General features: G+C 73.9%; 22 protein-coding genes. 14 read left to right on the forward strand and 8 right to left on the reverse strand.

All coding sequences use genetic code 11. From position 1 onward, the window contains the following. Positions 1-10 precede the first annotated feature (10 nt). Entirely contained in the window at positions 11-754 is a 744-nt protein-coding gene (locus ACIRQF_RS33395; RefSeq protein WP_404098108.1) for an aspartate/glutamate racemase family protein, read from the forward strand. Between the two features lie 7 nt (positions 755-761). On the opposite strand, the gene ACIRQF_RS33400 is transcribed toward ACIRQF_RS33395, so the two are convergent. Then, entirely contained in the window at positions 762-1,340 is a 579-nt protein-coding gene (locus ACIRQF_RS33400; protein WP_389752406.1) for a hypothetical protein, read from the reverse strand. 154 nt (positions 1,341-1,494) lie between these two features. On the opposite strand from ACIRQF_RS33400, the gene ACIRQF_RS33405 reads away from it, so the two are divergent. Both ACIRQF_RS33405 and ACIRQF_RS33410 read left to right on the forward strand, forming a co-directional pair. Continuing rightward, positions 1,495-2,463 (forward strand): fibronectin type III domain-containing protein, encoded by a 969-nt coding sequence (locus ACIRQF_RS33405; protein ID WP_404098111.1) that lies wholly within the window; start codon positions 1,495-1,497, stop codon positions 2,461-2,463. A gap of 51 nt (positions 2,464-2,514) precedes the next feature. Further along, entirely contained in the window at positions 2,515-4,347 is a 1,833-nt protein-coding gene (locus tag ACIRQF_RS33410) for a hypothetical protein (RefSeq protein WP_382480895.1), read from the forward strand. Here ACIRQF_RS33410 and ACIRQF_RS33415 read toward each other — a convergent pair. The 3 genes from ACIRQF_RS33415 to ACIRQF_RS33425 all read right to left on the reverse strand — a co-directional run bounded on the left by ACIRQF_RS33415 (position 4,334) and on the right by ACIRQF_RS33425 (position 8,215). Then, entirely contained in the window at positions 4,334-5,482 is a 1,149-nt protein-coding gene (locus ACIRQF_RS33415; RefSeq protein ID WP_404098114.1) for a GDSL-type esterase/lipase family protein, read from the reverse strand. The genes ACIRQF_RS33410 and ACIRQF_RS33415 overlap by 14 nt on opposite strands. Before the next feature lie 262 nt (positions 5,483-5,744). After that, the gene (aceB, locus tag ACIRQF_RS33420) at positions 5,745-7,376 is read right to left on the reverse strand and encodes a malate synthase A (RefSeq protein ID WP_404098116.1); all 1,632 of its coding nucleotides are present in this window, start codon (positions 7,374-7,376) and stop codon (positions 5,745-5,747) included. 227 nt (positions 7,377-7,603) lie between these two features. Continuing rightward, the gene (locus ACIRQF_RS33425) at positions 7,604-8,215 is read right to left on the reverse strand and encodes an NTP transferase domain-containing protein (RefSeq protein ID WP_404098119.1); all 612 of its coding nucleotides are present in this window, start codon (positions 8,213-8,215) and stop codon (positions 7,604-7,606) included. Positions 8,216-8,393: 178 nt separating this feature from the next. On the opposite strand from ACIRQF_RS33425, the gene ACIRQF_RS33430 reads away from it, so the two are divergent. From ACIRQF_RS33430 to ACIRQF_RS33460, 7 genes are all read left to right on the forward strand, one after another. Further along, positions 8,394-8,738: a DUF5955 family protein gene (locus tag ACIRQF_RS33430; RefSeq protein WP_404098122.1), complete on the forward strand. Its 345-nt coding sequence runs from the start codon at positions 8,394-8,396 to the stop codon at positions 8,736-8,738. A 650-nt stretch (positions 8,739-9,388) separates the two neighbouring features. Then, complete coding sequence (locus ACIRQF_RS33435; RefSeq protein WP_404098295.1) at positions 9,389-12,058, forward strand: LuxR C-terminal-related transcriptional regulator; 2,670 nt, start codon at positions 9,389-9,391, stop codon at positions 12,056-12,058. A gap of 134 nt (positions 12,059-12,192) precedes the next feature. After that, positions 12,193-13,905: an MFS transporter gene (locus tag ACIRQF_RS33440; protein ID WP_404098124.1), complete on the forward strand. Its 1,713-nt coding sequence runs from the start codon at positions 12,193-12,195 to the stop codon at positions 13,903-13,905. 74 nt (positions 13,906-13,979) lie between these two features. Next, positions 13,980-14,177: a hypothetical protein gene (locus ACIRQF_RS33445; protein WP_376633563.1), complete on the forward strand. Its 198-nt coding sequence runs from the start codon at positions 13,980-13,982 to the stop codon at positions 14,175-14,177. Between the two features lie 138 nt (positions 14,178-14,315). After that, the gene (locus ACIRQF_RS33450) at positions 14,316-14,771 is read left to right on the forward strand and encodes an SHOCT domain-containing protein (protein ID WP_404098126.1); all 456 of its coding nucleotides are present in this window, start codon (positions 14,316-14,318) and stop codon (positions 14,769-14,771) included. Positions 14,772-14,800: 29 nt separating this feature from the next. After that, on the forward strand, positions 14,801-15,220 hold the full coding sequence (locus ACIRQF_RS33455; protein WP_404098128.1) for a hypothetical protein: 420 nt from the start codon (positions 14,801-14,803) through the stop codon (positions 15,218-15,220). Positions 15,221-15,286: 66 nt separating this feature from the next. Then, the gene (locus ACIRQF_RS33460; RefSeq protein WP_404098131.1) at positions 15,287-15,781 is read left to right on the forward strand and encodes an amphi-Trp domain-containing protein; all 495 of its coding nucleotides are present in this window, start codon (positions 15,287-15,289) and stop codon (positions 15,779-15,781) included. 105 nt (positions 15,782-15,886) lie between these two features. On the opposite strand, the gene ACIRQF_RS33465 is transcribed toward ACIRQF_RS33460, so the two are convergent. Both ACIRQF_RS33465 and ACIRQF_RS33470 read right to left on the reverse strand, forming a co-directional pair. After that, positions 15,887-16,513: a response regulator gene (locus ACIRQF_RS33465; RefSeq protein WP_382480904.1), complete on the reverse strand. Its 627-nt coding sequence runs from the start codon at positions 16,511-16,513 to the stop codon at positions 15,887-15,889. Further along, entirely contained in the window at positions 16,510-17,859 is a 1,350-nt protein-coding gene (locus tag ACIRQF_RS33470) for a histidine kinase (protein ID WP_404098135.1), read from the reverse strand. Before ACIRQF_RS33470 ends, ACIRQF_RS33465 begins: the two co-directional genes overlap by 4 nt. Positions 17,860-17,983: 124 nt before the next feature. Between ACIRQF_RS33470 and ACIRQF_RS33475 the strand changes: the two genes are divergently transcribed. Together ACIRQF_RS33475 and ACIRQF_RS33480 are read left to right on the forward strand one after the other, a co-directional pair. Next, positions 17,984-19,066, forward strand: a complete 1,083-nt coding sequence (locus tag ACIRQF_RS33475; RefSeq protein ID WP_404098138.1) for an ABC transporter permease — start codon at positions 17,984-17,986, stop codon at positions 19,064-19,066. After that, positions 19,063-19,794 (forward strand): ABC transporter ATP-binding protein, encoded by a 732-nt coding sequence (locus ACIRQF_RS33480; protein ID WP_404098141.1) that lies wholly within the window; start codon positions 19,063-19,065, stop codon positions 19,792-19,794. Before ACIRQF_RS33475 ends, ACIRQF_RS33480 begins: the two co-directional genes overlap by 4 nt. A gap of 78 nt (positions 19,795-19,872) precedes the next feature. On the opposite strand, the gene ACIRQF_RS33485 is transcribed toward ACIRQF_RS33480, so the two are convergent. Beyond that, positions 19,873-20,682 (reverse strand): IclR family transcriptional regulator, encoded by an 810-nt coding sequence (locus ACIRQF_RS33485; protein WP_376633549.1) that lies wholly within the window; start codon positions 20,680-20,682, stop codon positions 19,873-19,875. Between the two features lie 346 nt (positions 20,683-21,028). Here ACIRQF_RS33485 and allB point away from each other — a divergent pair, with 346 nt between their 5' ends. Then, entirely contained in the window at positions 21,029-22,372 is a 1,344-nt protein-coding gene (gene allB, locus ACIRQF_RS33490; protein ID WP_404098144.1) for an allantoinase AllB, read from the forward strand. Between the two features lie 3 nt (positions 22,373-22,375). Continuing rightward, on the forward strand, positions 22,376-23,491 hold the full coding sequence (gene alc / locus ACIRQF_RS33495) for an allantoicase (protein WP_376633545.1): 1,116 nt from the start codon (positions 22,376-22,378) through the stop codon (positions 23,489-23,491). Positions 23,492-23,917: 426 nt separating this feature from the next. Here alc and ACIRQF_RS33500 read toward each other — a convergent pair whose 3' ends face one another. Further along, positions 23,918-24,658, reverse strand: a complete 741-nt coding sequence (locus ACIRQF_RS33500) for an SDR family oxidoreductase (protein ID WP_382480910.1) — start codon at positions 24,656-24,658, stop codon at positions 23,918-23,920. Positions 24,659-24,936 lie beyond the last annotated feature (278 nt).

Consider the following 24,936-nt stretch of genomic DNA (forward strand, 5'->3'; position numbering starts at 1 on the left):
GGCGCCGGCCGTGGTGCTGGTCAACCCCAACACCTCCGCGGCGACGACCCGCATGATGACGGCCCTCGCCCGCCGTGCCCTGACGGGCACCGGCCTGCGCGTGCGCGGCGTGACGGCCGCCGACGGCCCGCCGATGCTGACCGACCCCCACGCCCTGGACGCCGCCGTCCCGTACGTCGTGGCGGCCGCGCACGCGGCCCTGGCCTCGGGCGACTGCGCCGCCCTGATCGTCGCGGCCTTCGGCGACCCCGGCGTGCCCGAACTACGGGGGTGCGGCCTGGGGCGCACGACGGGCGACACGACGGCGTACGACGCCGGGGTAGGGCCCGGCCCCCTCGGACCCCGCGCCGCCACGACTTCCGTGCCCGTGCCCGTGGTCGGTATCGGCGAGGCGGCCCTGGCCGAGGCGGCGGCGGACGGCCGGCGCTTCGGCATCGCCACGACCACCCCGCGTCTGGCCGGCTCGATCGCCGCCCACGTCGAACGCCTCGGCCTCGCCCCCTCGTACACCGGAGCGCGCTTCACCGCAGGCGCCCCCGAACGCCTCGCCGCCCGCCCCGAGTCGCTGCTCGCGGCTCTGGAGGCCGCGGTCCGCGCCTGCGTCGTACGGGACGGGGCCGAGGCGGTCGTCATCGGCGGCGGCCCGCTGGGAGAAGCCGCCGAGGTCCTGCGGTCGCGCCTCGCCGTTCCGGTCGTCGCGCCCGTCCCGGCCGCGTGCCGCCGGATCGCCCGAATGCTCGCCGCCCCCTCCTGACGCGCCCTCACCGCTCCACCTCCATCCGCCGCCTGCACTCGTGGGCCAGGTGCGGATAGACGGCCGCGATCGCCTCGTACACCCGTCGGCGCAGGAGGCGTTCGGCCTCGGCGCGGCCCGCGTCGCCGTACAGGCCGTCGAGGAGCGTGTCGTAGCGGGAGAGGGCGTGGCGGAGATAGCCGACCTGCCAGCGGACCATCGCGCCGGCCGTGACGCCGCCGGGGCCGCGGGCCCCCAGCAGGTGTCGGTGCCGCACCGCACGCCGTTCGAGTTCGGCGGCCGGCAGCCGGGGGACCGCGAGGGGTTCGGCGCGGATCGCGGCGAGGACCGCCCGGCGCCGGCGTTCGGCGCCCGCACCGGCCGCGGCCGAGCCGCGCCCCGCGACGGCGGCGCAGCCCAGGAACTCCGGTGTGCGCTCCACCGCCTCGACCCGTGCGAGGAGGTAGAGCCGCACCGGGGCGAGTGCCCAGCGCCGCGGGTCGCGTCCCTGCACGTCGGCCTGCCCGAGCAGCTCGCCGATCATCGCGTCGCTCCATCCGCGCCCGCGCAGCCCGGCCACCGTCACATACGTCGTACGGTCCGTCACGATTCCCCCTGATTCCGTTACGGAGAGTGATGGATCCAGTGAAGCGCACCCCACTGACAACGCCCTCCCGACAGCCCTCCCCGCCGCCCTCTTGCCCCCGTCCCCACCCCCGTGCCATACAGGTCCAGACCTTTACGGGACGGAGGTACCCCCCATGCAACGCCCCCTCACCGCAGTCCTGTCGACCCTGTCCACGCTCTCCCTCGCCGCCGCTCTCTCCGCCTGCTCCGGCACCGCGGAGGCGGCCCGGGACACCCGTGCCCCCACCGCGCCCACCGGCGTCACCGCCACCGCGGGCAGCGCGAGCACCGTGCACGTGATGTGGAGCGCGGCCGCGGACGACCGCGGCGTCACCGGTTACGCCGTCTACCGCCAGGGCCGGAAGATGAAGGACCTGTCCGCCGGCACCCTGATGACCGACGTCACCGGGCTCGCGCCCGCCACCCCTCACACCTTCACGGTCCGGGCCCGCGACGCGGCCGGAAACATCTCGCCGGACAGCCTCGCCGTCACGGCCACCACCCCCTCCGCCACGGCCGAGGACCGCACGCCCCCGTCCCGCCCCACCGCCCTGCGCGCCACCGCGGACGGCCCGGGCGCGGCCACCCTCGGCTGGCGGCCCGCCCGCGACGACACCCGGGTCACCGCGTACGACGTCTACCAGGGCGGCGCCCGCATCCACACGGTCCCCGGTACCGACACCACGGCCCGCCTCACCCAGCTGCGCCCCGCCACCGCCTACACCTTCACCGTGCGGGCCCGCGACGCCGCCGAGAACTCCTCCCCGGACAGCGCGTCCGCCGACCTCACCACCCCGGCCGCGCTCGGGGGCCGCCCCGCCACCGCCCCCACCGGCGTCACCGCGAAGGCGACCAGGGGCGCCATCACCCTCACCTGGACCCCGCCCCCCACCGGCGCCCCGGTCAAGGAGCACGAACTCCACCTGAACGGACGCTTCGCCACCACCGTCGTCTGGGGCGCCGAACCCCCGCCAGGGCCCGTGACGTACACCCTCACCGTCCCCGCCACGCCCGGCGTCCGCTACGCCCTCACCCTCCGCGCCAGGCTCCCCGACGGCACCTGGGGCGATTTCTCGGCCCCGTGCACCGTGGTGACGGTCTGACGCGCCCCGCTGACCCCGCGTCCGGGCCCGCCCCGAACTACGCTGGGAAACGTGGCCGAGATCGTTCTCACCAACACCGGGCTCGACGCGTTCCTGGCGGCGAGTCCCGAGTTCCGGGGTCCGGGATCCTTCAGGGCCGCGGACGCCGTGCTGAGTCTGCTCGCGCTGCGCGGAGCGGACCGGGGGGCCGGGGTGCCGGAGCCGACGCCCGCGCTCGTCAAACGGCTGCTCGTGGAGGACCTGCCCGCGTTCGTGGGCGCGTCGCCCGAGGAGCTGAGCCTCTACCCGGCCGTCCTGAGGGCGCTCGCCGGGCGGTTCGACGGGGCGCGACGCAAGCGGGTCGAGGAGGTGATCGGGGAGTCCGTGGGCGACTTCGAGCGCGCCATGGCCGACCCCGGGAACCTCACCTGGCCCCGCTGGTACGCCCAGCTCCTGCGGGCCGACGGCGCCGATCCCGACGACCCCGACGCCGTACGTGCCTGGCTGTCCCGGCTCGACGGGCCGCCGGTGCCGGACGGGGTGCGCCGGGCGGACCTGATGGGCCGTACCGCCGTCGCCGACGTCCTCCTCGCCGAGGCCCTGACCAGGGCCTACGTCCGCGACGCCGAGCAGTCGCCGGCCGCCGGCCCGCTCCTCTCCGACCACGACGTGGCCCAGGGGATCGGGACCGTCGCCGCCGCACTGCTCGACCGGTGGACAGCCGCCGGCCTCGTGGAGGGCCTCGCGGGGGAGTACGCCCACCTCGCGCCGGGACCGGACGACTTCCCCCATCTGGAGCTCGCCGACGCCCTCCTCGACGAGCACCTCGACTACTACGGCGACCCGTCCGTGCCCCTGCCCCCGCCGGAGCCCGGGACGGCCGGCACCGGCGAACCGGGCGGCCGTTCCCCGCTCCCCGCGGACACCCGGGAACTGGAGCGCGACGCCGACGCCCTCGCCGCCGCCGTCGCCGAGCTGGCCGAGGCGGAGGAGGGGCCCTACGGCGGAGAGGCCGCCCATCTGCTCTACACCCTCTACCAGCGCGGCTGCTCCGCCGAGTCCGTCGCCCGCAGGGCCGCCGAGTTCGAGGACTGGCCGGTGGACCCGGCCCTGGAGGACGCCCCCGTCCGCGTACCGCCGCCCGCCTCGGCCGCGTACACCACCCCTACGGCCGGCGAACTCGCCCGGCTGCTCGGGGCGCCCGGGATCAACGACACCGACCGGGCGCGACTCGACAAGCCGGCCCACGAACTCGCCGCGGTCGTCGACCGGCTCGGCGCGACCGGGCTCGTCTTCCGGCGGGGCGACGCCTTCGGGCTGACCCCGCACGGCGCCACCGTGGTCCGCTATCTGCTCGCGGTGCGCCGGGTCGCGGTGCCGGATGCCGACGAGGCGGCCGGGTGGGACGCCGCCGCACTCGTGGCCGCGGCCTCGGGCTGGCCGACGGCCGTCGCGAGCCGGGTCCTCGCCGACTGGCTGCGCGCGCACGGGGGCGGTGACGAGGCGTGGAACGCGCTGTTCGACGCCTTCGGCACCGTCGGCGTCGGCACCTCCGAAGCCGCCGCCACCCGTGCGCTGCTCGGCCTTCTCGACTGGACCGCCGCTCCCGGCGGGGTGCTGCGCGACGCCCTCGCCGGACCGGTGACCGGGGCGAGGGCGGAGGAGGCGCTGCGGGCCCGCGGGGAGCCGGTGGACCCGGTCCTGGTGCCGGCCGCCGCCCGGGCCCTGCGGGTGCTCGACGGGCTGCCCGGCAAGCGGGGCCCGCTGGAGTCGCGCCGCGCCGCCTTCGACGCGGCGGCCGCGCGCTGGCCCGGCGGATCGGCGGCGCTCATCCGGGCGATGACGGAGGCGGACCCGCACGAGACCGAGCGGGTCCTGGGCCCCCTCGGCGTCAGCCTGCCGTGAGGTACATCCCCGAGGCACCGGCGCCGGGGGTGTTGCGGCAGCTGACGTCGCCGCTCGGCCGGTCGTTGACGAGGGCGAGGCAGCGGCCGAGCGCGGCCTGGCCGTAGAAGTTGGGGTGCATGTTCTCCTGGAGCGGGCCCTGCGTCTGGTTCTGGTCGATCCAGCGCGCCCACTCGCTCGTGCTCGCCGAGGCCGGCACGGTCGACGTGACCTGCTTGCTGGCCTTCGCGCACACCTCGCGGCCCTGCATCATGTCGCGCAGGTCCATGAACTGGGCGCCCTTGGCGGCCGCGACGGCCTTGAGACGGTTGGCGATCTGCGGGACGAGGGAGTCGCGGGCCCAGTCGGAGTCCAGGTTCCAGAAGGGGCAGCCACCGGTGTTGGTCCGGCTCCAGCCGCTCTCGGCGTAGCGGTTCTCGGCGGCGCGGGGGATGGGGGAGGGGTACGACTGGAGCACGATCCGGTAGTCGGAGGCGGCGTAGCCGGCGCCGGTCATCACGGTTCTGATCTCGTCGATCGCCTTGCCGACGTTCGCCATGGTGCCGTCGATCTTCGAGTCGACCACCGCCTGCTGGTCGTCGTGGCAGTAGGAGTACCAGACGATGTAGTCGGTCGCGCAGGTGGTGATGATGTCGGCGAAGCCGAGGTCGTTGCCGCCGATCGACAGGGCGATCAGCTTCACGTCGTTCGCCGCGGCGACCGCCGCCAGCTGGTCGGCCTGCGGGGCCTCGCCCTTGTACGCGACACCGCCGTTGGCCGTGCGGAAGACGTTCTTCGTCGTGGCCCCGGAGCAGGCGAGGTTGATCAGCTGGGAGGCGATGGCGCCCGCGGTCCGGATCTCGGCGGAGTCGGAGCGGTGGCAGCCGTTGGCCTCGGAGGTCCCGTACACCCGGCTCGGGTCGTAGCCGCTGCCGGTCCAGGCGCGGTCGGTGCCGTTGCGGCTGCCGCTGGTGGTCAGGCTGTTGCCCTGCCAGCGGCCGGCCTCGCCGGAGATGTAGCTGTCGCCCATGGAGACGACGGCGGTGGGACCGGAGCCGGCCGAGGCCGCGGCGGGGGAGGGGGCCAGGGAGACGATTCCGGCGGCGACACACAGGGCGAGCAGTCCGCGCAGGACGCGGTGGGGGGACGAAGGCATGGCTGTGCTCCTGCGGTGTGCGGTACGCGAGGTACGCATCGACGTGGGGGACAGCCGCCGGCCGGTGGCATGGCGGAATCTGGCACGGCCCGGCTTGTTACCGCTAGGTAGCGGCGTATTGCGGTTACGTCACGTGACTTGTGAAACGCCATGGATCGAAAACCGCCACGCACCACGGCAAACAGCAAAAAGGCCCCGCCCCCGGTGCTGTGCGAGCACCGGGGGCGGGGCCTCGGCCAGGGGCCGGGCGGCTGCTGTGCGGTCAGCCGACCAGCTGGTCGTACGCGGGGAGGGTGAGGAAGTCCGCGTAGTCGGCGTCCAGGGAGACGTGCAGCAGGAGGTCGTGCGCCTGCTGCCACTTTCCGGCCGCGAAGGCCTCCTCGCCGATCTCGGCGCGGATCGCGGCGAGCTCCTGGGCGGCCACCTCGCGGGCGAGCTCCGGGGTGGCCTTCACGGTCTCGCCGGCGTGCTCGAACTCGACGCCCGCGTTGATCCACTGCCAGATCTGCGAGCGCGAGATCTCGGCCGTGGCGGCGTCCTCCATCAGATTGAAGATGGCGACGGCGCCGAGGCCGCGGAGCCAGGCCTCGATGTAGCGGATGCCGACCTGGACCGCGTTGCGCAGGCCCTCGTAGGTGGGGTGCGCGTCGAGGGAGGCGATGTCGATCAGCTCGGGGCCCGCGACGTGCACGTCCTCGCGCAGCCGGTCCTTCTGGTTCGGCTTGTCGCCGAGCACCGCGTCGAAGGAGGCCATGGCGATCGGCACCAGGTCGGGGTGGGCGACCCAGGAGCCGTCGAAGCCGTCGCCGGCCTCGCGGTCCTTGTCGGCCTTGACCTTCTCGAAGGCGACCTTGTTGACCTCGGCGTCCTTGCGGGACGGGATGAAGGCCGCCATGCCGCCGATCGCGTGCGCGCCGCGCTTGTGGCAGGTGCGGACGAGGAGTTCGGTGTACGCACGCATGAACGGGGCCGTCATCGTGACCGCGTTGCGGTCCGGCAGGACGAACTTGGCGCCGCCGTCACGGAAGTTCTTGACGATGGAGAAGAGGTAGTCCCAGCGGCCCGCGTTCAGACCGGCGGCGTGGTCGCGGAGTTCGTAGAGGATCTCCTCCATCTCGTACGCGGCCGTGATGGTCTCGATGAGGACCGTGGCGCGGACGGTGCCCTGCGGGATGCCGACGTAGTCCTGGGCGAAGACGAAGATCTCGTTCCAGAGGCGGGCCTCCAGGTGCGACTCGGTCTTCGGGAGGTAGAAGTACGGGCCCTTGCCGAGGTCGATCAGACGCTGGGCGTTGTGGAAGAAGTAGAGGCCGAAGTCGACGAGCGCGCCGGGGACCGGGCTTCCGTCGACGGTCAGGTGACGCTCCTCCAGATGCCAGCCGCGCGGACGCATGACGACCGTGGCGAGCTGGTCGGCCGGCTTCAGGGCGTACGACTTGCCCGACCTCGGGTCCGTGAAGTCGATGTTCCGGGTGTAGGCGTCGATCAGGTTGACCTGGCCGAGGACCACGTTCTCCCAGGTGGGCGCCGAGGCGTCCTCGAAGTCCGCGAGCCACACCCTGGCGCCCGAGTTCAGCGCGTTGATCGTCATCTTGCGGTCGGTCGGGCCGGTGATCTCCACGCGCCGGTCGTTCAGCGCCGCCGGGGCGGGCGCGACCTTCCAGGAGTCGTCGGCGCGGACCGCCGCCGTCTCCGGGAGGAAGTCCAGGGTGGACGTACGGGCGATCTCGGCGCGGCGCTCGGCACGGCGGGCGAGCAGCTCGTCCCGGCGCGGGGTGAACCGACGGTGCAGCTCGGCCACGAAGGCGAGGGCCGCGTCGGTGAGCACCTCCTCCTGGCGCGGCAGGGGCTCGGCTTCGACGACGACCAGGGAGGACGGCGCTGGTGCGGACATGAACTGTCACTTCCTTCAGCGGGCTTCACGGGCGGTGCCTGCCGGCCGCCGGGCGTCGTCATATGGCACGCCGTGCCACTGGCGCCGGGATACGGCCGGGAGCGCCGTCACGGGAGATCAGGCGCTTCTGAACAGTGGATACTAGTTTCCTCATGGTGGAAGTTCAATGGTTTGTTGATGTCGAGATTCTTTGGGTCGACACAACGTGGCGCTGGGTGCCACCACCTTCACTCCAGGTGCACCAGGTCCGCCTCGGTGTCGATGTCGTAGGGCTCGGCCACATCCGAACAGTCCACGAGCGTGATCGCATCCCGATGTGCCTCCAGGTACTCTCGCGCGCCCTGGTCCCCGACCGCGTCCGCCGCGACGCCCGCCCAGTGGTCCGCACCCAACAGCACGGGATGCCCGCGCCTCCCGCCGTACGAGGCGGCCGCGAGCGAGCCCTGCGAGCCGTACGCCCTGCGCACCCGGGCCACCGCCTCCCCGCCGATCCCCGGCTGGTCGACCAGTGACACCAGGGCCGCGTCCACCGGCAGGGCCTGCGCCCGCAGCGACGCGAGCCCGGCCCGCAGCGAGGAGCCCATGCCCTCGGCCCAGTCCGTGTTGTCCACCAGGACGCAGCCCGGCAGCCGTGCCTCCGCCCGCACCCGCCCGGCCGCCGCCCCCAGCACCACGTGCACCACCTCGCAGCCGCCCTCGCGCAGCACCCCCACCGCGTGCTCGACCAGCGGACTTCCGCGGTGGGAGAGCAGTGCCTTGGGGCGTCCGCCGAGCCGCCGCCCACCGCCCGCGGCCAGCAGCAGGCCCGCCACGAGGGGTTCTTCCGTCTCACGCGTCATGAGGACTGCATACCGCATCAGGGGCGCACCACACGGATGCCTGAAATAGCGTCCGCCTGCTGGCGCGCCGGGCGCACGAAGGAGTTAACTGACCCGCGACCCCGGACGCCTGACCACCGCCCGACGGGTCGGCACCAGGACGTGCGCGAGGGGGGCGGCAGCCCCCTGGGGGAGGACCATGTTGCGAAGCGTGGGGCAGAGGCGAGTGACCGCTGACGGCGTGGACCCGAGGGTGGTCGAGCTGCGCGCCGCCGTCGCCCGGCTCAGACGCGAACTTGCCGGGCACCGACGGGAGTTCGCCGACCGTGGGATCGCCGAGGACGAGCTCGCCGCACTCGACGCGATGGCGACGAGCGGCGCCCCCGAGGTCTGGCGGCTGCGCCGCTCCCTGCTCCTCGTCGCGGGTGCCGTCGGCTCCGTCAGCGCCCTGGCCGAAGGGCTCACGGGGGTCCGCCGCGCCGTCGAGCTCTTCGGGCCCGCGACGCCCGGGCAACCGGGCAGGGACGGGCACCCGAACGCCTGAGCGGCGGGACGGGAAGCGCGGTCCGAAAGACCCGAGGCGGGGCCGGAGGCGCGGCCCGAGGCACCGTCCGGGCCGGACCGGAGGTCCCGTCCGCAGCGCCCGAGCGGCGCCGGACCGGGAGCGGCGCTCGAATCCCTGAGCGCTCGCCCCCCGGGCGGCCGGACCGGGGAGCGGCGCTCGAATCTTTGAGCGCTCGCCCCCCGTGCGGCCGGACCGGGAGCGGTGCTCGAATCCCTGAGCGGCAGACCGGGAGCGGTGCTCGAATCTTTGAGCGCTCGCCTCCCCGGGCGGCCTGACCGGGAGCGGCGCTCGAATCCCTGAGCGGCAGACCGGGAGCGGTGCCCGAATCCCTGAGCGCTCGCCCCCCGGGCGGCCGGACCGGGTGCGGCGCTCGCCCTCCCCGAGCGGCCCCGACCGGGAGCGCCGTCCGAATCCCCGCGCGGCAGACAGGCAGCGCCGTCCGAATCCCGAGCGGCCCCGACCGGGAGCGCCCCCAGGACGCCTGACTGCCCGTGGGGACCGCCCGTGGGGACCTTCGGGTACCCGGGAGGGGTTCGGCGGTCCCCGGGCCGATCGGCGGGAATGCTGGGACACTGCTGTCTGAAAGCAGGACTGCCCCGGTTTCCGTTCGGAGGGTGGTGGCGAGCGTGGTGGCTGTGCGCGGTGACCCCCCGCAGAGACCGGTCGCTCCCGGCGTCGACCCGCTGGGAGACCCGTTCCTGCGGACCCGCTTCGCCCCGCCGGCGCTGCCCGGCACGTTCCTGCGGCGCGCACGGCTGGCCGAGCACCTCGGAGAGACGCCGCGGACCCCGCTGACGGTGGTCGAGGGCTGCGCCGGCGCCGGCAAGACGCTGCTCGTCGCGGACTGGGCCGCCCATCTCGACCCCCCGGTCGCGTGGCTCACCCTCGACCCGGCGATCCAGGGCCCCGGCATGTTCTGGGCCCACTTCCTCCAGGCCCTGCGGGCCGCCGGGGCGGCGATGCCCCCCTCGATCGGTTCACCCGCCCGGGCGAGCCAGGTCGACCACACCCTGCTGTCCCGGCTGGCCGCGGAACTCGCCGGGCGTGACCGGCCGGTGACCGTCGTGATCGACGAGTTCGACCGGATGACCGCGCCCGAGATCGCGCGCCAGCTGGAGTTCGTCCTGCACCACGGCGGTCCCGGCCTCCGCCTCGTCCTGGTCACCCGCACCGAACCGCTCCTCCCGCTGCACCGCTACCGGGTGGCCGACGAGATGACCGAGATCCGCGGCGCGGAGCTCGCCTTCACCGCCGAGGAGGCCGTCACGCTCCTGGAGCGGCACGGCCTCGACCTGTCCGTCGCGGCGGCGGGGGCGCTCGTCGAGCGCACCCGGGGATGGGCGGCGGGCCTCCGGCTCTGCGCCCTGGCCGCACGGCTCAGCCCCGACCCGGAGATCTACCTGAAGGAGTTCGAGGCGGGCCGCAGCACCATCGCCGACTTCCTGCTCGCCGAGGTGCTCGAACGGCAGCCCGCCCCGACCCAGGACCTGCTGCTCCGCGTCAGCGTGCTGGAACGTTTCCACCCCGAACTCGCGGACGCGCTGACCGGACGGCACGACGCAGCGCCGATCCTGGCCGCGCTGCTGCGCGACAACACCTTCGTGGAGGACTTCGGACACGGCTGGTACCGGCTCCATCCGCTGTTCCGGGAGATCCTCCGCACCCATCTGCGCCGGCGCTCGCCCGGCCTGGAACGCCGGCTGCACCGGCGGGCGGCCCACTGGCTGCGCCGCTCCGGGGCGCTGCCGGAGACGCTGGCGCACGGCGCCGCCGCGGAGGACTGGGAGTTCGTCGCCGGCGCCCTGGTCGACGACCTGGCGCTCGGGCAGCTGTTCACCGGCCCGCGCGCCGACGAACTGGCCGAGCTGATCGCCGGCCTCGAGACGCACGCGGAGGCGGAGCCGCCGAGCCCGGCCACGGACCTCGTCCGCGCCGCGCGCCACCTGTCCCGCCACGAGGTCGAGCGGGGCCTGGTCCACCTCCGCCATGCCGAGGAGCTGCTGACCGACCACGACGACGGCGCGGCGACCCGGCTCGGCTGCGCGCTGCTGGAGGCGCTGGCCGGTCGGCTGACCGGCTCCGCGGAGCAGGCCGAGAAGGCCGCCGCGGCCGCCACGGAACTGATCGGGTCGGTGCCCGCCCCCCTGCTCGACGAGCACCCCGAGCTCTTCGCCCTGCTCCGCACCCACGTCGGCTCCTCCCGGCTGTGGGCCGGACACTTCGACGAGGCCCGGGCCGCCCTCACCGAGGCGACCCGCGGTCCCGGCGACCCCGCCACCGCGCTGCCGCGCAGGGACTCCCTGGAGCACCTGGCCCTCCTCGACTACCTCGACGGGTGGCCGAGCGGCGCGGAGCGCAGGATCGACGCGGCGACGGCCGAGACGGAGCGCTTCGGCCTCCCGCTGCCGGCCGACACCGGACTGCGGCAGCCGGTCCTCGCCGCGGTCGCGATCGAGCGGGACGACATCGCCCGCGCCGAGGCCCTGCTCGCGGGAACGGCCGACGTGTCGGCGGCCGACCCGGTGGCCGCCGCGGGCCGGCGCCTGGCCACCGCCCGGCTGCTCCTGGCCCAGGGGCGCACCCGCGCCGCGCTGGCCGCCGTGGAGCAGGACATCCCCGCCGACGAGGGCTCCCCGTGGGTGCGGGGCCAGGCCGCCCTGGTCGCGTCCGCCGCGCACCTGGCGGAAGGGCGCCCGGAGGCCGCCGTCGAGGTCCTCCGCACGGTGACGGCGGAGCAGCCGATGTACCTCGTCGGCGCGGCGCGGGCCCACCTCGCCGCCGGCGACCGCGCCACGGCCCTCCGGCTGCTCGACGAGCTCCCCGGCCGCGCCCGCGTCGGGCCGGCGGTGACCGTACGCGCCGCGCTGGTACGGGCCCACGCCGCGAAACTGGACGGCGACCTCGGCGCCGTACACCGACTGCTCGACCGGGCGCTGCGGGACGCCAGGCCGGAGGATCTGCGGCGTCCCTTCCTGGAAGCCGGGCCCTGGCTCGGACCCTTCCTGACGGCGCCTCCGCTACGCGGGCCGGCCGCGGGCTGGCTCGTCCCCGCGGCCGGACCGCGTGACGCCGTGGCCGCTCCGGAGGCCGGGACCGAGCCCTTGCTGGAGACGCTGAGCGAACGGGAGCTCGACGTGCTGCGGCGGCTCGCCGGGATGATGTCGACCGAGGACATCGCCGCCGACCTGTACGTGTCGGTCAACACGGTGAAGACCCACCTCAAGAGCGTCTACCGCAAGCTCGCGGTGCACCGGCGCAACGACGCCGTGCGGCGGGCCCGCGACCTGGGCCTGCTCTGACCGCCCGCTCACCCCTGTCGGGTGAGGCGGTCGCCCCGCGACTCGGATGCGATGGCAGGAGCGGGGCGAACAGGTCGCCCTCGACGCGGCCCGGCCGCCGCCCCGCCCCCGATGGACCTGGCGAGGTGGACACGGTGAGACGGTGGAGTGCGCTGATCGTCCTGGGGACGGCCCAGTTCCTGATGGTGCTGGACACGGCCGTCATGAACGTCTCGATCAGTCAACTGGTGGAGGACTTCGACACCGAGGTGACCGCGATCCAGGCGGTCATCACCCTCTATGCCCTGGTCATGGCCGCGTTCATGATCATCGGCGGCCGGATCGGGGACATCCTCGGGCGGCGCCGCGTCTTCCTGATCGGCATGATCGTCTACGGTACGGGATCGGCCGTGACCGCCGTCTCGCCCACCCTGTGGGTCCTGGCGCTCGGCTGGTCGGTCGTCGAAGGGCTGGGCGCCGCCCTGGTGCTGCCGTCCATGGCGGCCCTCGTGGCCGAGTCGTACCGGGGCCGGGACCGCTCCGTCGCCTACGGCGTCATCGGCGGCCTCGCAGGCGCCGGCATCGCGGTGGGACCCCTGCTGGGCGGCTGGGTGACGACGTACCTCACCTGGCGGCTGGTCTTCGCGGGCGAGGTCGTGGTGGTGCTCGCCGTCCTGCTCTTCCGGCGGGCGATCACCGAACAGCCCCGGACGGACCGGCGCCCCGGTCTGGACGTCGTCGGCGCCGTCCTGTCCGCGGCAGGCCTGGGGCTGGGCGTCCTCGGGGTGCTGCAGAGCACCACCTGGGGGTGGGTGGAGCCCCGCGATCCCCCGTTCACGCTGCTCGGCTTCGCCCCCACCCTGTTCGTGGTCGCGGGCGGAGTGGCCCTCCTCTACGCCTTCCAGGCCTGGGAGCGGCGCCGGGAGGCGCGCGGCGAGGATCCGCTGGTCCACCTGGCCCTGCTCCGCAGACCCGTGCTGCGCTCGGGACTGATGACCCTGGTGAGCCAGAACCTCATCCTGCTGGGACTCTTCTTCACCATCCCGCTGTACCTGCAGGTCGTGCAGGGGTTCGACGCCTTCCAGACGGGACTCCGGCTGCTGCCCGTCTCCGTCGCCATGCTCGTCGCCTCCCTGGGCGGCGCCCGTCTCGGGCGCAGCATGGGCCCCCGCCGGGTGGTTCGGGTGGCGCTGGTCATGCTGGCGGCGTCGATCGTCTGGCTGCTCGCCACGATCGATCCCGTCATCGACGACGGGCAGTTCTTCGGGGCCATGGCGCTCCTCGGCCTCGGCATGGGGCTGCTCGCCTCGCAGCTCGGCAACGTCGTCCAGTCCACCGCCGGGGAGCAGGAGCGCAGCGAGGTCGGCGGCCTGCAGTTCACCGCCCAGAACCTGGGCTCCTCGCTGGGCACGGCCCTCATCGGGTCGATCCTGATCGGAGCCCTGGCCCAGGCCTTCACGACCCAGGTCGCGAAGAACCCGCGTCTGTCCGAAGAGGCACGGCAGCAGACCAGCGTCGCCCTGGAGTCCGGCATCAGCTTCGTCTCCACCGACCAGGTCCACGCGGCGGCCGAGCAGGCCGGACTGCCTCCGCACGAGGTGGACGCCGTCACGGAGTCCTACGCGACGGCCCAGCTCAACGGCCTGAAGGCGGCCGTCTTCGCGACCGGCGGCATCACGCTGGCGAGCTTCCTGGTGACGCGCCGGCTGCCCTCCCGGAGCCCGGGTACGGGCGAGGGCGCCGGCGCCGCCGAGGGCACCCCGCCGCCGGACCCCACCACCCCGCAGAACCCTGCCCACCCCGAGAGCCCGACCACCCCGCCGCCGGCCTCGCCGACGCGGCGGCCCCGCCACCCCAGGAGGTCGTGATGCCCGGAACCGGACGTGTCGGTCACCCCCGCAGGGTGAGGCCGGAGGAGGCCCCCGGGACGGACGATCGCAGCATGGAGTACGAGATCCGCGTCGACGGGCACATGTCGGAGACGCTGATCAGCGCCTTCCCTGAGCTGGAACACGTGGTGATATCCGGCCAGACGGTGCTGTACGGCCCCGTCGTGGACGAGGCGCACCTCTACGGGCTGCTGGCCCGCTTCCAGTCGCTCGGACTCCATGTGGTGGAGCTGCGCCGGCTCCCGGACTGACCGCGCCCGGAGGCCGTGACCGCACCCGTCCCGCGATCACAGTCACCCGCGGCGGGTGAGGCCCACCCCGTACGAGACCGCGCACATTGAAGACAGCCCGGAACGGCACCCGGGACCGCCCCGGAACGGAGCACACAGATGGGCACCTATCTCGCCTACGACTATCCGCTGCTGAGCGCCTTCTGGACCATGCTGTGGTTCTTCCTGTGGATCCTGTGGTTCATCCTGCTCTTCCGGATCATCTGGGACATCTTCCGCGACGACAGTCTGAGCGGCTGGGGCAAGGCCGGCTGGCTGCTGTTCGTGATCATCCTGCCCTTCCTCGGCGTGCTGATCTACGTCATCGCGCGGGGCAAGTCCATGGGCGAGCGGGAGATCAAGCACGCCCGCAGGCAGCAGGCCGAGTTCGACTCCTACATCCGCGAGACCGCGGGCGGCGGCGGGGGCAGCCACGCCGACGAACTCACCCGGCTCTCCGAGCTCCGGGCCCGCGGCGACATCACCGAAGAGGAGTTCCGCCGGGCCAAGGAGAAGGTCCTGGGCGGCAGCGGCCCCGCCGCGGCCGCCGGCACCGGCGCGACCCCCCATCAGTGACCGCGGGGGACACGGAAAGGAAAACCGAGATGACCGCCACACACATTCCCCGGATGCACTCGGCCAAGTCCGCCTGGGCCGAAGGGCTCACCGCCTTCGCAGCCGTCATGCTGGCCATCGGCGGACTGCTCGCCATCTTCCGCGGCATCATGGCGATCGCCGAGGACGAGGTCTTCGTCACCACGCCCAACTACGTCTTCAAGTGGGACCTGACCGGGTGGGGATGGGTCCACCTGGCGCTGGGCATCCTCGCCGTGCTCATCAGCTTCGGACTCTTCCGGACGGCGACCTGGGCACGGATCGCCGGCGTGGGCGTGGCCGCGCTCGTCATCCTCGCCAACTTCCTCTCGCTGCCGTACTACCCGGTGTGGTCCGTGATCATCATCGCGATCTCCGGATTCGTCATCTGGGCCCTGTGCGTCAGCAGGAGGGAAGGCACCGCGGGGTGAAGGCCGCACGGCCGGGCCCCGACCGGAGCCCGGCCCCGGACCCCGGTCAGTCTGCAGGAGGCAGCCGTGAAGGATCTGAAGTTCGAGCAGAAGCGCTCGCTGACCCGCGACGAGGCCGCGGACCTGCTGGCGGAGCTCGCGAAGGCGTTCCGGGAGGGTGGCGAGGCCGAGCTCGAGCTGGGCACGGGAGTGCTGAGCCTGCGGGTCCCGGAAAAGTTCCGCACCGAGGTGGAGTTCGAGGTCGGCGGCGGCGAGATCGAGCTGGAGATCGAGTTGAAGTGGCGGACCGACGGCGGCCGCGGCGCCTCAGCCGAAGCCGCCCCCGGACGGAAGGCCGGCGAACCCAGGGCCGCTGCCGAACCCGAGGCCGACGCCACGTCCGGAGCGGCCGAGTCGGACGAGGAGACCGGCGGCTCCGACGCGTCGGCCGCGCCCTCCGACACCCGGAGCCGGAAGTCCACCTCGTCCGCGCAGAAGCGAAGTCCCGCCAAGCGCTCCACCGCCAAGCGGACTCCTGCCAAGCGGACGTCGGCCAAGCGGAGCTCAGCCAAGCAGCCGTGAGGGTGCCCGGGGGCCGGTCCGGCCCCTAGGGCGGGTCCGGGCCCCAGGGCGGGTCCGGGCCCCAGGGCGGGTCCTTCGGATCGGGCCGGATCCGAAGGACCCGCCCTATCGCCGGATCAGCCGTCGGGCCGTGGCCGCCGCCACCGCCGCCGTGCGGGAGTCGACACCGAGCTTGGCGAAGATGTGCACCAGGTGCGACTTCACCGTCGCCTGGCTCAGGAACAGCGCCTTGCTGATCTGCTGGTTCGAGAGGCCTTCGCCCACCAGCTGGAGCACCTCCAGCTCCCGCTTGGTCAGCGCCTCCGCCGGAGTGCGCATTCGGTCCATCAGGCGGTGCGCCACCGCGGGTGCGAGCGCCGACTGGCCGGCCGCCGCCGTGCGCACCGCTGCCGCGAGCTCCTCCGGTGGGGCGTCCTTCAGCAGATAGCCCGAGGCGCCGGCCTCCACGGCGGCGAGGATGTCCGCGTCCGTGTCGTACGTGGTCAGGACGAGCACGCGCGGCCCGCCCGCCACGGCGGTGATCGCGGCGGTCGCCTCCGAGCCGTGCATCCCGGCGCCGAACTGCAGGTCCATGAGGACCACGTCGACCTCCCCGGCGGCGGCCAGTTCGACGGCCCGCTCGGCCGTCGCCGCCTCGGCGACCACGGCGAAGTCCGGCTCCGTGTCGAGAACGGCCCGGAGCCCGGCCCGTACGACCGGGTGGTCGTCGGCGAGCAGCAGTCGGATGGTCATGCGTCGGACTCCAGCGGACGAGGCGAGGTCGGGGACGAAGGCGAGGTCGGGGACGAAGGCGTGGGCGAGCTCGCCGGCTTGGGCGAGGCCGAGGGCGCGGTCGAGGACGAAGGCGTGGCCGCGGTCGGGGACGAAGGCGTGGACGCGGTCGAGGTTGAAGGCGTGGGGGAGGGCGTGGGCGTCAGCGCGGGCGACAGCGGGAGGGGGAGGGCGACGGCCACGGCGGTGCCCTGGCCCGGCGCCGACTCGACGGTGAACGTGCCGCCCAGCGACTCGGCCCGCGAGCGCATCGCCGGCAACCCGAAACCGCCCACCGACGAGGGCCGTACGGCGCGGGGCTCGAAGCCCCTGCCGTCGTCCACCACGTCCAGGGTCACCGAGCCCCCCATGAACGACAGGGTGATCTCCGCGCGCGAGGCCGAGGCGTGCCGGACGGTGTTCGCGAGCGCCGACTGGGCGATCCGCAGCAGCGCCACCTCGTACGGGGTGGGCAGCTCGGCCGGCGTCCCGCTCACCGAGAACCGCACCCGCGGACCGTCCGGGCCCGCCGTCCCGCACAGCCGCTCCAGGGCCCCCGCGAGCGATCCGTGCTCCAGGTCGGGCGGGGCCAGGGCGCGGACGAAGCGCCGGGCCTCCGCCAGGTTGTCCTGCGCGGCCCGCCGGGCCGCGTCGATGTGCCCGGCGGCCGGCGAACCCTCGGGCAGCGCACGTTCGGCGGCCCGCAGCAGCAGCTGGATCGAGGAGAGCCCCTGGGCCAGGGTGTCGTGGATCTCCCGCGCGAGCCGCTCCCGCTCGGCCAGCGTCCCCGCGTGCCGTTCCGCCGCCGCGAGCTCCGCCCGCGTGGAGATCAGCTCCTCGATCAGCCGGCGGCGCCGCTCGCTCTCCCGGTACAGGGCCTGGTAGCCGAGCACGGTCGCCACCGCGACCGCCGCCCCGAGCAGCGGCCCGATGAAGACGCCCGGACTGAGCGCGGCGCCGTGCCGCACGTACGACAGGATCGCGGCGCAGGCCGTGAGCGCCACGGCCGGCAGCGACCAGCGCACCGGCAGCAGGTGCAGTTGCAGGAAGTACAGCGGGAAGGCGATCCACAGCCCGTCGGGCGTCACCCACAGCAGCACCAGCCAGGACAGGCACAGCGCCCCGAGCCACACGCCCGCCGCGCGCTGCGACTCCCTCACGGAGGGCAGCACCGACCCGGCCGCGTAGACCGCGCCGGTGACCACCGCCGCCGCGATCCCCGCCGCGCTGTGCGAGCGCAGCGCCGCCAGGACCAGCAGGCCCGCCATCAGGAGGTGCAGGCAGAGGCGCAGGGCGCGCAGGGCGGGGGTGAGCGAACGGGGATCCATGATGGATCCAGGGTAGGCGGGGCCCGGGGCCGGACCGGACAATCCGGACTCAACCGAAAGTTTGATTGCGGAGCCATCCGTGGCGCGATGCCGGCCGCCGCCCCTGCCGCGCAGTCTTGGAGCCATGTTCGTGGCATGGAGAGACCTCAGATTCGCCAAGGGGCGATTCACCTTGATGGGTACGGTGATCGTGCTGATCACCCTGCTCGTCGGACTGCTGTCGGGGCTGACCGCCGGGCTCGCCCGGGAGAACGTCTCCGCGATCACCGGCCTCCCGGCGGACCGGCTCGCCTTCGCCGCCCCGCCCGACGGGCAGTCGGTCTCCTTCACCAACTCGACCGTCACCGGGTCCGAGTGGCGCTCCTGGGCCGGCCGGCCGGGTGTGACGGGGGCCGAGCCGCTCGGCATCCGCACCCTCAACGCCACCGCGGGCGACCGCACCGCCGCGCTCTCCGCCTTCGGTACGGAGCCGGGCGCGGGCATCGCACCGGAGAGCGGCAGGCTCGGGCCGGGCAAGGCGGTGCTCTCGGAGTCGGCGGCGAAGGAGCTGGGGGTCTCCGCCGGGGACCCCGTGCGCCTCGGCACCCTGGAGGCCACGGTGGTCGCCGTCGCCGGGGACGCCTCGTACAGCCACACCCCCGTCGTCTGGACCTCGCTCGCCGACTGGCAGAAGTTCGGCCACAGCGGCACGACGCCCGAGGAGCAGGCGACCGTCATCGCCCTCTCCGGCTCCGGCGTGGACTGGGCGGCCGGCGACGAGGCGGCCGGCACCGCTGCGAAGACCGTCGACGAGGCGCTCGGCGCCATAGGGTCCTACCAGGCCGAGAACGGCTCCCTCCAGCTGATGCGCGGCTTCCTCTTCGTCATCTCCGCGCTCGTCATAGGAGCCTTCTTCACCGTCTGGACCATCCAGCGCAGTGCCGACGTCGCCGTCCTGAAGGCCCTCGGCGCGTCCACCCCGTACCTCCTGAAGGACGCCCTCGGGCAGGCCGTCGTGATGCTGGGGGCGGGCACCCTGCTCGGCACCGGGCTCGCCTCCGGCATCGGCGCGCTGATCAGCGGCGGTGACGTGCCCTTCGTCCTCCAGCCGCTGACCGTGCTCGGCCCGGCCGCCGTGATGATCGTGCTCGGTGTGCTCGGCGCGGCCCTGTCCATCCGGCGGATCACCGCCGTCGACCCCCTGACCGCGCTGGGGAGCGCCCGATGACCTCGACTACCGTGACGACCCCTCCGACCCCGACGAGATCGGCCGACCTCGTCCTCGACGACGTGACCCTCACCTATCCCGACGGCGACGGCCGGCTCACCGCACTCGACGCGGTCTCGCTCACCGTCCCGGCCGGCAGCCTCACGGCCGTCGTCGGCCCCTCCGGCTCCGGCAAGTCCAGCCTCCTGGCCGTGGCCGCGACCCTGGTCACCCCGGACAGCGGCCGGGTCGTGGTGGCCGGCACCGACACGGCGCCGCTGGCCCCGGCCGACAAGGCGCGGCTGCGGCGGGAGCGGATCGGCATCGTCTTCCAGCAGCCCAACCTGCTGCCCTCGCTCACCGCCCTCGAACAGCTCCAGGTGATGGCGCACCTGTCCGGGCTGAAGAGCCGGGAGGTCCGGGAGCGGGCGCGGGAGCTGCTCGACGCGGTCGGCCTGGCCGAGCAGGCCCACCGGCGCCCGCACCAGCTGTCCGGCGGTCAGCGGCAGCGGATCAACATCGCGCGGGCCCTGATGAACGAGCCGTCCGTCCTCCTGGTCGACGAGCCGACCAGCGCGCTGGACCACGAGCGCGGCGCCGCGGTCATGGAGCTGCTGTCCGGCCTGACGGCGGAACGGGGCACGGCGACTGTCCTGGTCACGCACGACCGCACGCATCTGGGACGGGCGGGACACGTGGTGACGGTCCGGGACGGCCGGCTCACCGAGGAGGCAGGGGGCGGGAAGTAGGGCCTGCGGAAGCGGAAGACGACGTGGGGCGTGTGGTGGCTTTCGCCGGCACACGCCCCACTCACGTCGCCGGGCCTTTCAGCCCTGGCCGTTGCCCGCCGTGTTGGCGAGGGCCGCCGACAGCTCCTCCGCGACCTGGTGGAGGATCGGGACGATCCGCTCGGTCGCCGCCTCGGTCACACGCCCCGCCGGGCCGGAGATCGAGATCGCCGCGGCGGTGGGGGAGTTCGGGACGGGGACCGCGAGGCAGCGGACTCCTATCTCCTGCTCGTTGTCGTCGACGGCGTAACCCGTCTCGCGCACCATCTCCAGCGCGTCCAGGAAGCCCTCGGGCGTGGTGATGGTCTTCTCGGTCGCGGCGGGCATCCCGGTACGGGCGAGCAGCGCGCGCACCTCCTCGGCGGGGGTATCGGCGAGCAGTGCCTTGCCGACGCCGGTCGAGTGCGGCAGCACCCGGCGGCCCACCTCGGTGAACATGCGCATCGAGTGCTTGGACGGCACCTGGGCGACGTACACGATCTCGTCGCCGTCGAGCAGTGCCATGTTCGCCGTCTCGCCGGTCTCCTCGACGAGCCGGGCCAGGTACGGCCGGGCCCAGGTGCCGAGCAGGCGGGAGGCGGACTCGCCGAGGCGGATCAGACGGGGGCCGAGCGCGTACCGGCGGTTGGGCTGCTGGCGGACGTAGCCGCAGGCCACCAGGGTGCGCATCAGGCGGTGGATGGTCGGCAGCGGCAGCCCGCTGCTGGCGGAGAGCTCGCTCAGACCGACTTCGCCGCCCGCGTCGGCCATCCGCTCCAGGAGGTCGAAGGCACGCTCGAGGGACTGAACGCCACCGCTCGCGGCGGCGGGCTTCGCGGCGTCGGTGGTGCTGGCGCTGGACGTCGGCACGGCAACGGTCCTTTCGGGGCAGGCGGGCAATGCTGCAGCCTACCGGGCTGTGGGGCCGGGCACACGGCCCAGGCCTCGGCGTCCGCGCCGGTCAGGGGGTGTTTGTCCGATGTCGGCGGCTGCCCGGAGCGGTCCTGGTCGGCCCTGCATGTGCAGAGCTACGTTCTACTGTACGAAATTCTCATTCCACTTCATGGAAACGTCCAACCGGCCCTCGCGCACTCCGGGCGAGTCGGGCGATCCTGAAAACGTGCCCTTGACGACATGTCGTCGCGGCCGCAGACTCCTTCAACAGTTCGTTGAATTTTTTGATTCGCCGAGAAGTTGTGGAAGAGAAGGGGTACGGGTGGACGTCAACCTGGTCCTGCGCTCGACGCGCGTCATCACCCCCGAGGGCACCCGCGCGGCGTCGATCGCCGTCTCCGGCGGGACGATCGCGGCCGTGCTGCCGTACGACGCCGAGGTGCCGGCCGGTGCCCGGCTGGAGGACGTCGGGGACGACGTCGTCCTGCCCGGACTCGTCGACACCCACGTGCACGTGAACGACCCCGGCCGCACCGAGTGGGAGGGCTTCTGGACGGCCACCCGCGCCGCGGCCGCCGGTGGCATCACGACCCTGATCGACATGCCGCTCAACTCGCTGCCGCCCACCACGACGGTCGAGAACCTGCGCGTGAAGCAGGACGTCGCCCGCGCCAAGGCGCACGTCGACACCGGCTTCTGGGGCGGCGCGCTCCCCGACAACGTCAAGGACCTGCGTCCGCTGCACGACGCCGGCGTCTTCGGTTTCAAGTGCTTCCTGTCACCCTCCGGCGTCGACGAGTTCCCGCAGCTCGACCAGGACCAGCTGGCCGCCTCGCTGGCCGAGATCGCCGGCTTCGACGGTCTGATGATCGTCCACGCCGAGGACCCGCACGAGCTGGCCGCGGCGCCGCAGATGCCCGACGGCGAGGCCGTCGCGTACGCGGCGTTCCTGGCCTCCCGGCCGCGCGTCGCCGAGAACACCGCCATCCAGAACCTGATCGACCAGGCCCGGCGGCTCCGTGCCCGCGTCCATGTGCTGCACCTGTCGTCCTCCGACGCGCTGCCGCTGATCGCCGCCGCCAAGGCGGACGGCGTGCAGATCACGGTCGAGTCCTGTCCGCACTTCCTCACCCTCACCTCCGAGGAGGTGCCGGACGGCGCGACCGAGTTCAAGTGCTGCCCGCCGATCCGTGAGGCCGCGAACCAGGACCTGCTCTGGCAGGGCCTCGCCGACGGCACCATCGACTGCATCGTGTCGGACCACTCGCCGTCCACCGCCGACCTCAAGACCCCGGACTTCGCGTCCGCCTGGGGCGGCATCTCCTCCCTCCAGCTCGGCCTGTCCGCCATCTGGACCGAGGCGCGCCGCCGGGGCTACGACCTCACCGACGTCGTCCGCTGGATGTCCGAGGGCCCCGCCCGCCTCGCGGGCCTCGCGCGGAAGGGCGCCATCGAGGCCGGCCGCGATGCAGACTTCGCCGTCGTCGACCCGGACGCCACCTTCACCGTCGACCCGGCCGAGCTCCAGCACCGCAACCGGGTCACCGCCTACGCGGGCAAGACCCTGTACGGCGTCGTCACCTCCACCTGGCTGCGCGGAGAGCGCATCGCCGACCGCGGCACCCTCGGCGAGCCCTCCGGCCGTCTCCTCGAAAGGAACAACTGACCCGTGACCGGCATACCCTCCTTCACCGGCGACGCCAGCCCCTTCGGCGGCGGTGACCCGTACGCCGACTACCGCACCGCGGACTTCCCCTTCACCCAGTACGCGGACCTCGCCGACCGGCGTCTGGGCGCCGGCGTCATCGCCGCCAACGACGAGTTCTTCGCCGAGCGCGAGAACCTGCTGAAGCCCGAGGCCGCCGAGTTCGACCCCGAGCACTTCGGCCACAAGGGCAAGATCATGGACGGCTGGGAGACCCGCCGCCGCCGCGGTGTCTCCGCCGCTGTGCCGCACCCCACCGAGGACGACCACGACTGGGCGCTCGTACGCCTCGGCGCCCCCGGCGTGATCCGCGGCATCGTCGTCGACACCGCCCACTTCCGCGGCAACTACCCGCAGGCCGTCTCCGTCGAGGCCACCTCCGTCGCCGGCTCTCCCTCGCCCGAGGAGCTGCTCGCCGACGACGTGAAGTGGACGACCCTCGTCCCGCGCACCGCCATCGGCGGGCACGCGGCCAACGGCTTCGCCGTCGACGTCGAGCAGCGCTTCACCCACCTCCGGGTCAACCAGCACCCCGACGGCGGCATCGCCCGGCTGCGCGTCCACGGCGAGGTCGCCCCCGACCCGCGGTGGCTCGGCGTGCTCGGCACCTTCGACCTCGCGGCCCTGGAGAACGGCGGCCAGGTCGAGGACGCCTCGGACCGCTTCTACTCCCCGGCCACCAACACCATCCAGCCCGGCCGCTCGCGCAAGATGGACGACGGCTGGGAGACCCGTCGCCGCCGCGACAAGGGCAACGACTGGATCCGCTACAGCCTCGCCGCCGAGTCCGAGATCCGCGCCGTCGAGATCGACACCGCGTACCTCAAGGGCAACAGCGCCGGCTGGGCCGCCCTCTCCGTGGCCGCCGAGGGCTCCGAGGACTGGACCGAGATCCTGCCCCGGACCCGCCTGCAGCCCGACACGAACCACCGCTTCGTGCTCGACACGCCGGCGGTCGGCTCCCGGGTCCGGATCGACATCTACCCCGACGGCGGCATCTCCCGCCTCCGTCTCTTCGGCTCGCTCACCGAGGCGGGCACGGCGCGGCTGACCGCCCGCCACCAGGAGCTGGGCGGCTGACGCCACCCACCGCCGTCCGGGTGGGCACGACACCCCACCCGGCGACGCACGAGGGCGCACCGACCCGACAGCACCGGTGCGCCCTCGTCCTTTTCCTCGTCGCGGCGCGGCCGCCGTTCACGGTGAACGAGATGGGGTGGCCCCGCCGTTCACGGTGAACGAGATGGGGTGGCCCCGCCGTTCACGGTGAACGAGATGGGGTGGCCCCGCCGTTCACGGTGAACGAGATGGGGTCCCCGCCGTTCACGGTGAACGAGACGGGGTGGCCGTCGTCCACGGTGCACCACGGGGGCCGGCCCCCTCCGCGGCGCGCGGGACAGCCGCCTCCACACCGGACTACGCGGCGTGGCCGCCGTCCACCGCGCACTACGCGGCGTGGCCGCCGTCCACCGCGCACTACGCGGCGTGGCCGCCGCCCACCGCGCACTACGCGGCGTGGCCGCCGTCCACCGCGAACTCGGCGCCCGTCACATAGGCCGCGCCCGGGCCGGCCAGGAAGGCGACCATCGAGGCGACCTCGTCGGCGCTGCCGAAACGGCCGAGGGCCGTCATCTGGGCCTGGCCGTCCGCGTACGGGCCGTCGGCCGGGTTCATGTCGGTGTCGGTCGGGCCCGGGTGGACGATGTTCGCGGTGATGCCGCGGCCGCCGAGCTCCCGGGCGAGGGCCTTGGTCAGGCCGATCAGCGCGGCCTTGCTCGTCGCGTACAGCGTGCCGCCCGGACCCGGCACCCGCTGGGTCATGCAGGTGCCGATGGTGATGATCCGGCCGCCCGTCCCCATCCGCGCGGCCGCCGCCTGCGAGGCCAGGAAGGCCGAGCGGACGTTCACCGCGAGCACCCGGTCCACCTCGGCGAGGGGGAGGGACTCCAGCGGGCCGAGGACGCCGACGCCGACGTTGTTGACCAGCACGTCGAGCCGGCCGAGGGCGTCGGCCGCCCAGTCCACGGCGCCGGCCGCGTCGCCCGCGTCCCCGGCGTCCGCCCGCAGCGCGAGCGCCTTGCCGCCGGCCGCCTCGATCCGTGAGGCGACCTCACGGGCCCGCTCCTCTCCCTGGACGTAGGTGAAGGCGACGTCCGCGCCCTCCTGGGCGAGACGGACGGCCGTCGCCGCGCCCACGCCCCGGCTGCCGCCGGTGACCAGAACCGCCTTGCCGCTCATGGTGGACATCTCGTGACTCCTCGTGCGTCGGTTGTCGTTGCGAGTTCAATCAAACGCGCGGAGCGATCCCGGCGCTGGCGGGAATCGGACGCCGAGTCGATCACCGACGCGAGGGCCGACGCGAGTGCCGACGCGAGCGCCGACGGGTTCCGCGGGACGGGGCGGGGGAGCGGCGTCCGGGCCGCTGCCCGGGGAGAAAGGTGTAGCCGCCACGGGCCGCTGCCGGTACGGTGATCACCCCCCGTGTGAGAGCCGCCGAAGTCTCCACCCCGCCGTATGAGTTGGAG

This window comes from Streptomyces sp. NPDC101191, from assembly GCF_044767915.1.
Taxonomy (GTDB): Bacteria; Actinomycetota; Actinomycetes; order Streptomycetales; family Streptomycetaceae; genus Streptomyces.

Bases quoted from the DNA above. Each gene is read 5' to 3' on its own strand.
- ACIRQF_RS33470 (WP_404098135.1), bottom strand. From the start codon at position 17,859: ATGGATCCCCGTTCGCTCACCCCCGCCCTGCGCGCCCTGCGCCTCTGC.
- ACIRQF_RS33475 (WP_404098138.1), top strand. From the start codon at position 17,984: ATGTTCGTGGCATGGAGAGACCTCAGATTCGCCAAGGGGCGATTCACC.
- aceB (WP_404098116.1), bottom strand. From the start codon at position 7,376: ATGTCCGCACCAGCGCCGTCCTCCCTGGTCGTCGTCGAAGCCGAGCCC.
- ACIRQF_RS33455 (WP_404098128.1), top strand. From the start codon at position 14,801: ATGACCGCCACACACATTCCCCGGATGCACTCGGCCAAGTCCGCCTGG.
- ACIRQF_RS33445 (WP_376633563.1), top strand. From the start codon at position 13,980: ATGGAGTACGAGATCCGCGTCGACGGGCACATGTCGGAGACGCTGATC.
- ACIRQF_RS33450 (WP_404098126.1), top strand. From the start codon at position 14,316: ATGGGCACCTATCTCGCCTACGACTATCCGCTGCTGAGCGCCTTCTGG.
- ACIRQF_RS33480 (WP_404098141.1), top strand. From the start codon at position 19,063: ATGACCTCGACTACCGTGACGACCCCTCCGACCCCGACGAGATCGGCC.
- ACIRQF_RS33500 (WP_382480910.1), bottom strand. From the start codon at position 24,658: ATGTCCACCATGAGCGGCAAGGCGGTTCTGGTCACCGGCGGCAGCCGG.
- ACIRQF_RS33465 (WP_382480904.1), bottom strand. From the start codon at position 16,513: ATGACCATCCGACTGCTGCTCGCCGACGACCACCCGGTCGTACGGGCC.
- ACIRQF_RS33405 (WP_404098111.1), top strand. From the start codon at position 1,495: ATGCAACGCCCCCTCACCGCAGTCCTGTCGACCCTGTCCACGCTCTCC.
- ACIRQF_RS33430 (WP_404098122.1), top strand. From the start codon at position 8,394: ATGTTGCGAAGCGTGGGGCAGAGGCGAGTGACCGCTGACGGCGTGGAC.
- ACIRQF_RS33415 (WP_404098114.1), bottom strand. From the start codon at position 5,482: ATGCCTTCGTCCCCCCACCGCGTCCTGCGCGGACTGCTCGCCCTGTGT.
- ACIRQF_RS33425 (WP_404098119.1), bottom strand. From the start codon at position 8,215: ATGACGCGTGAGACGGAAGAACCCCTCGTGGCGGGCCTGCTGCTGGCC.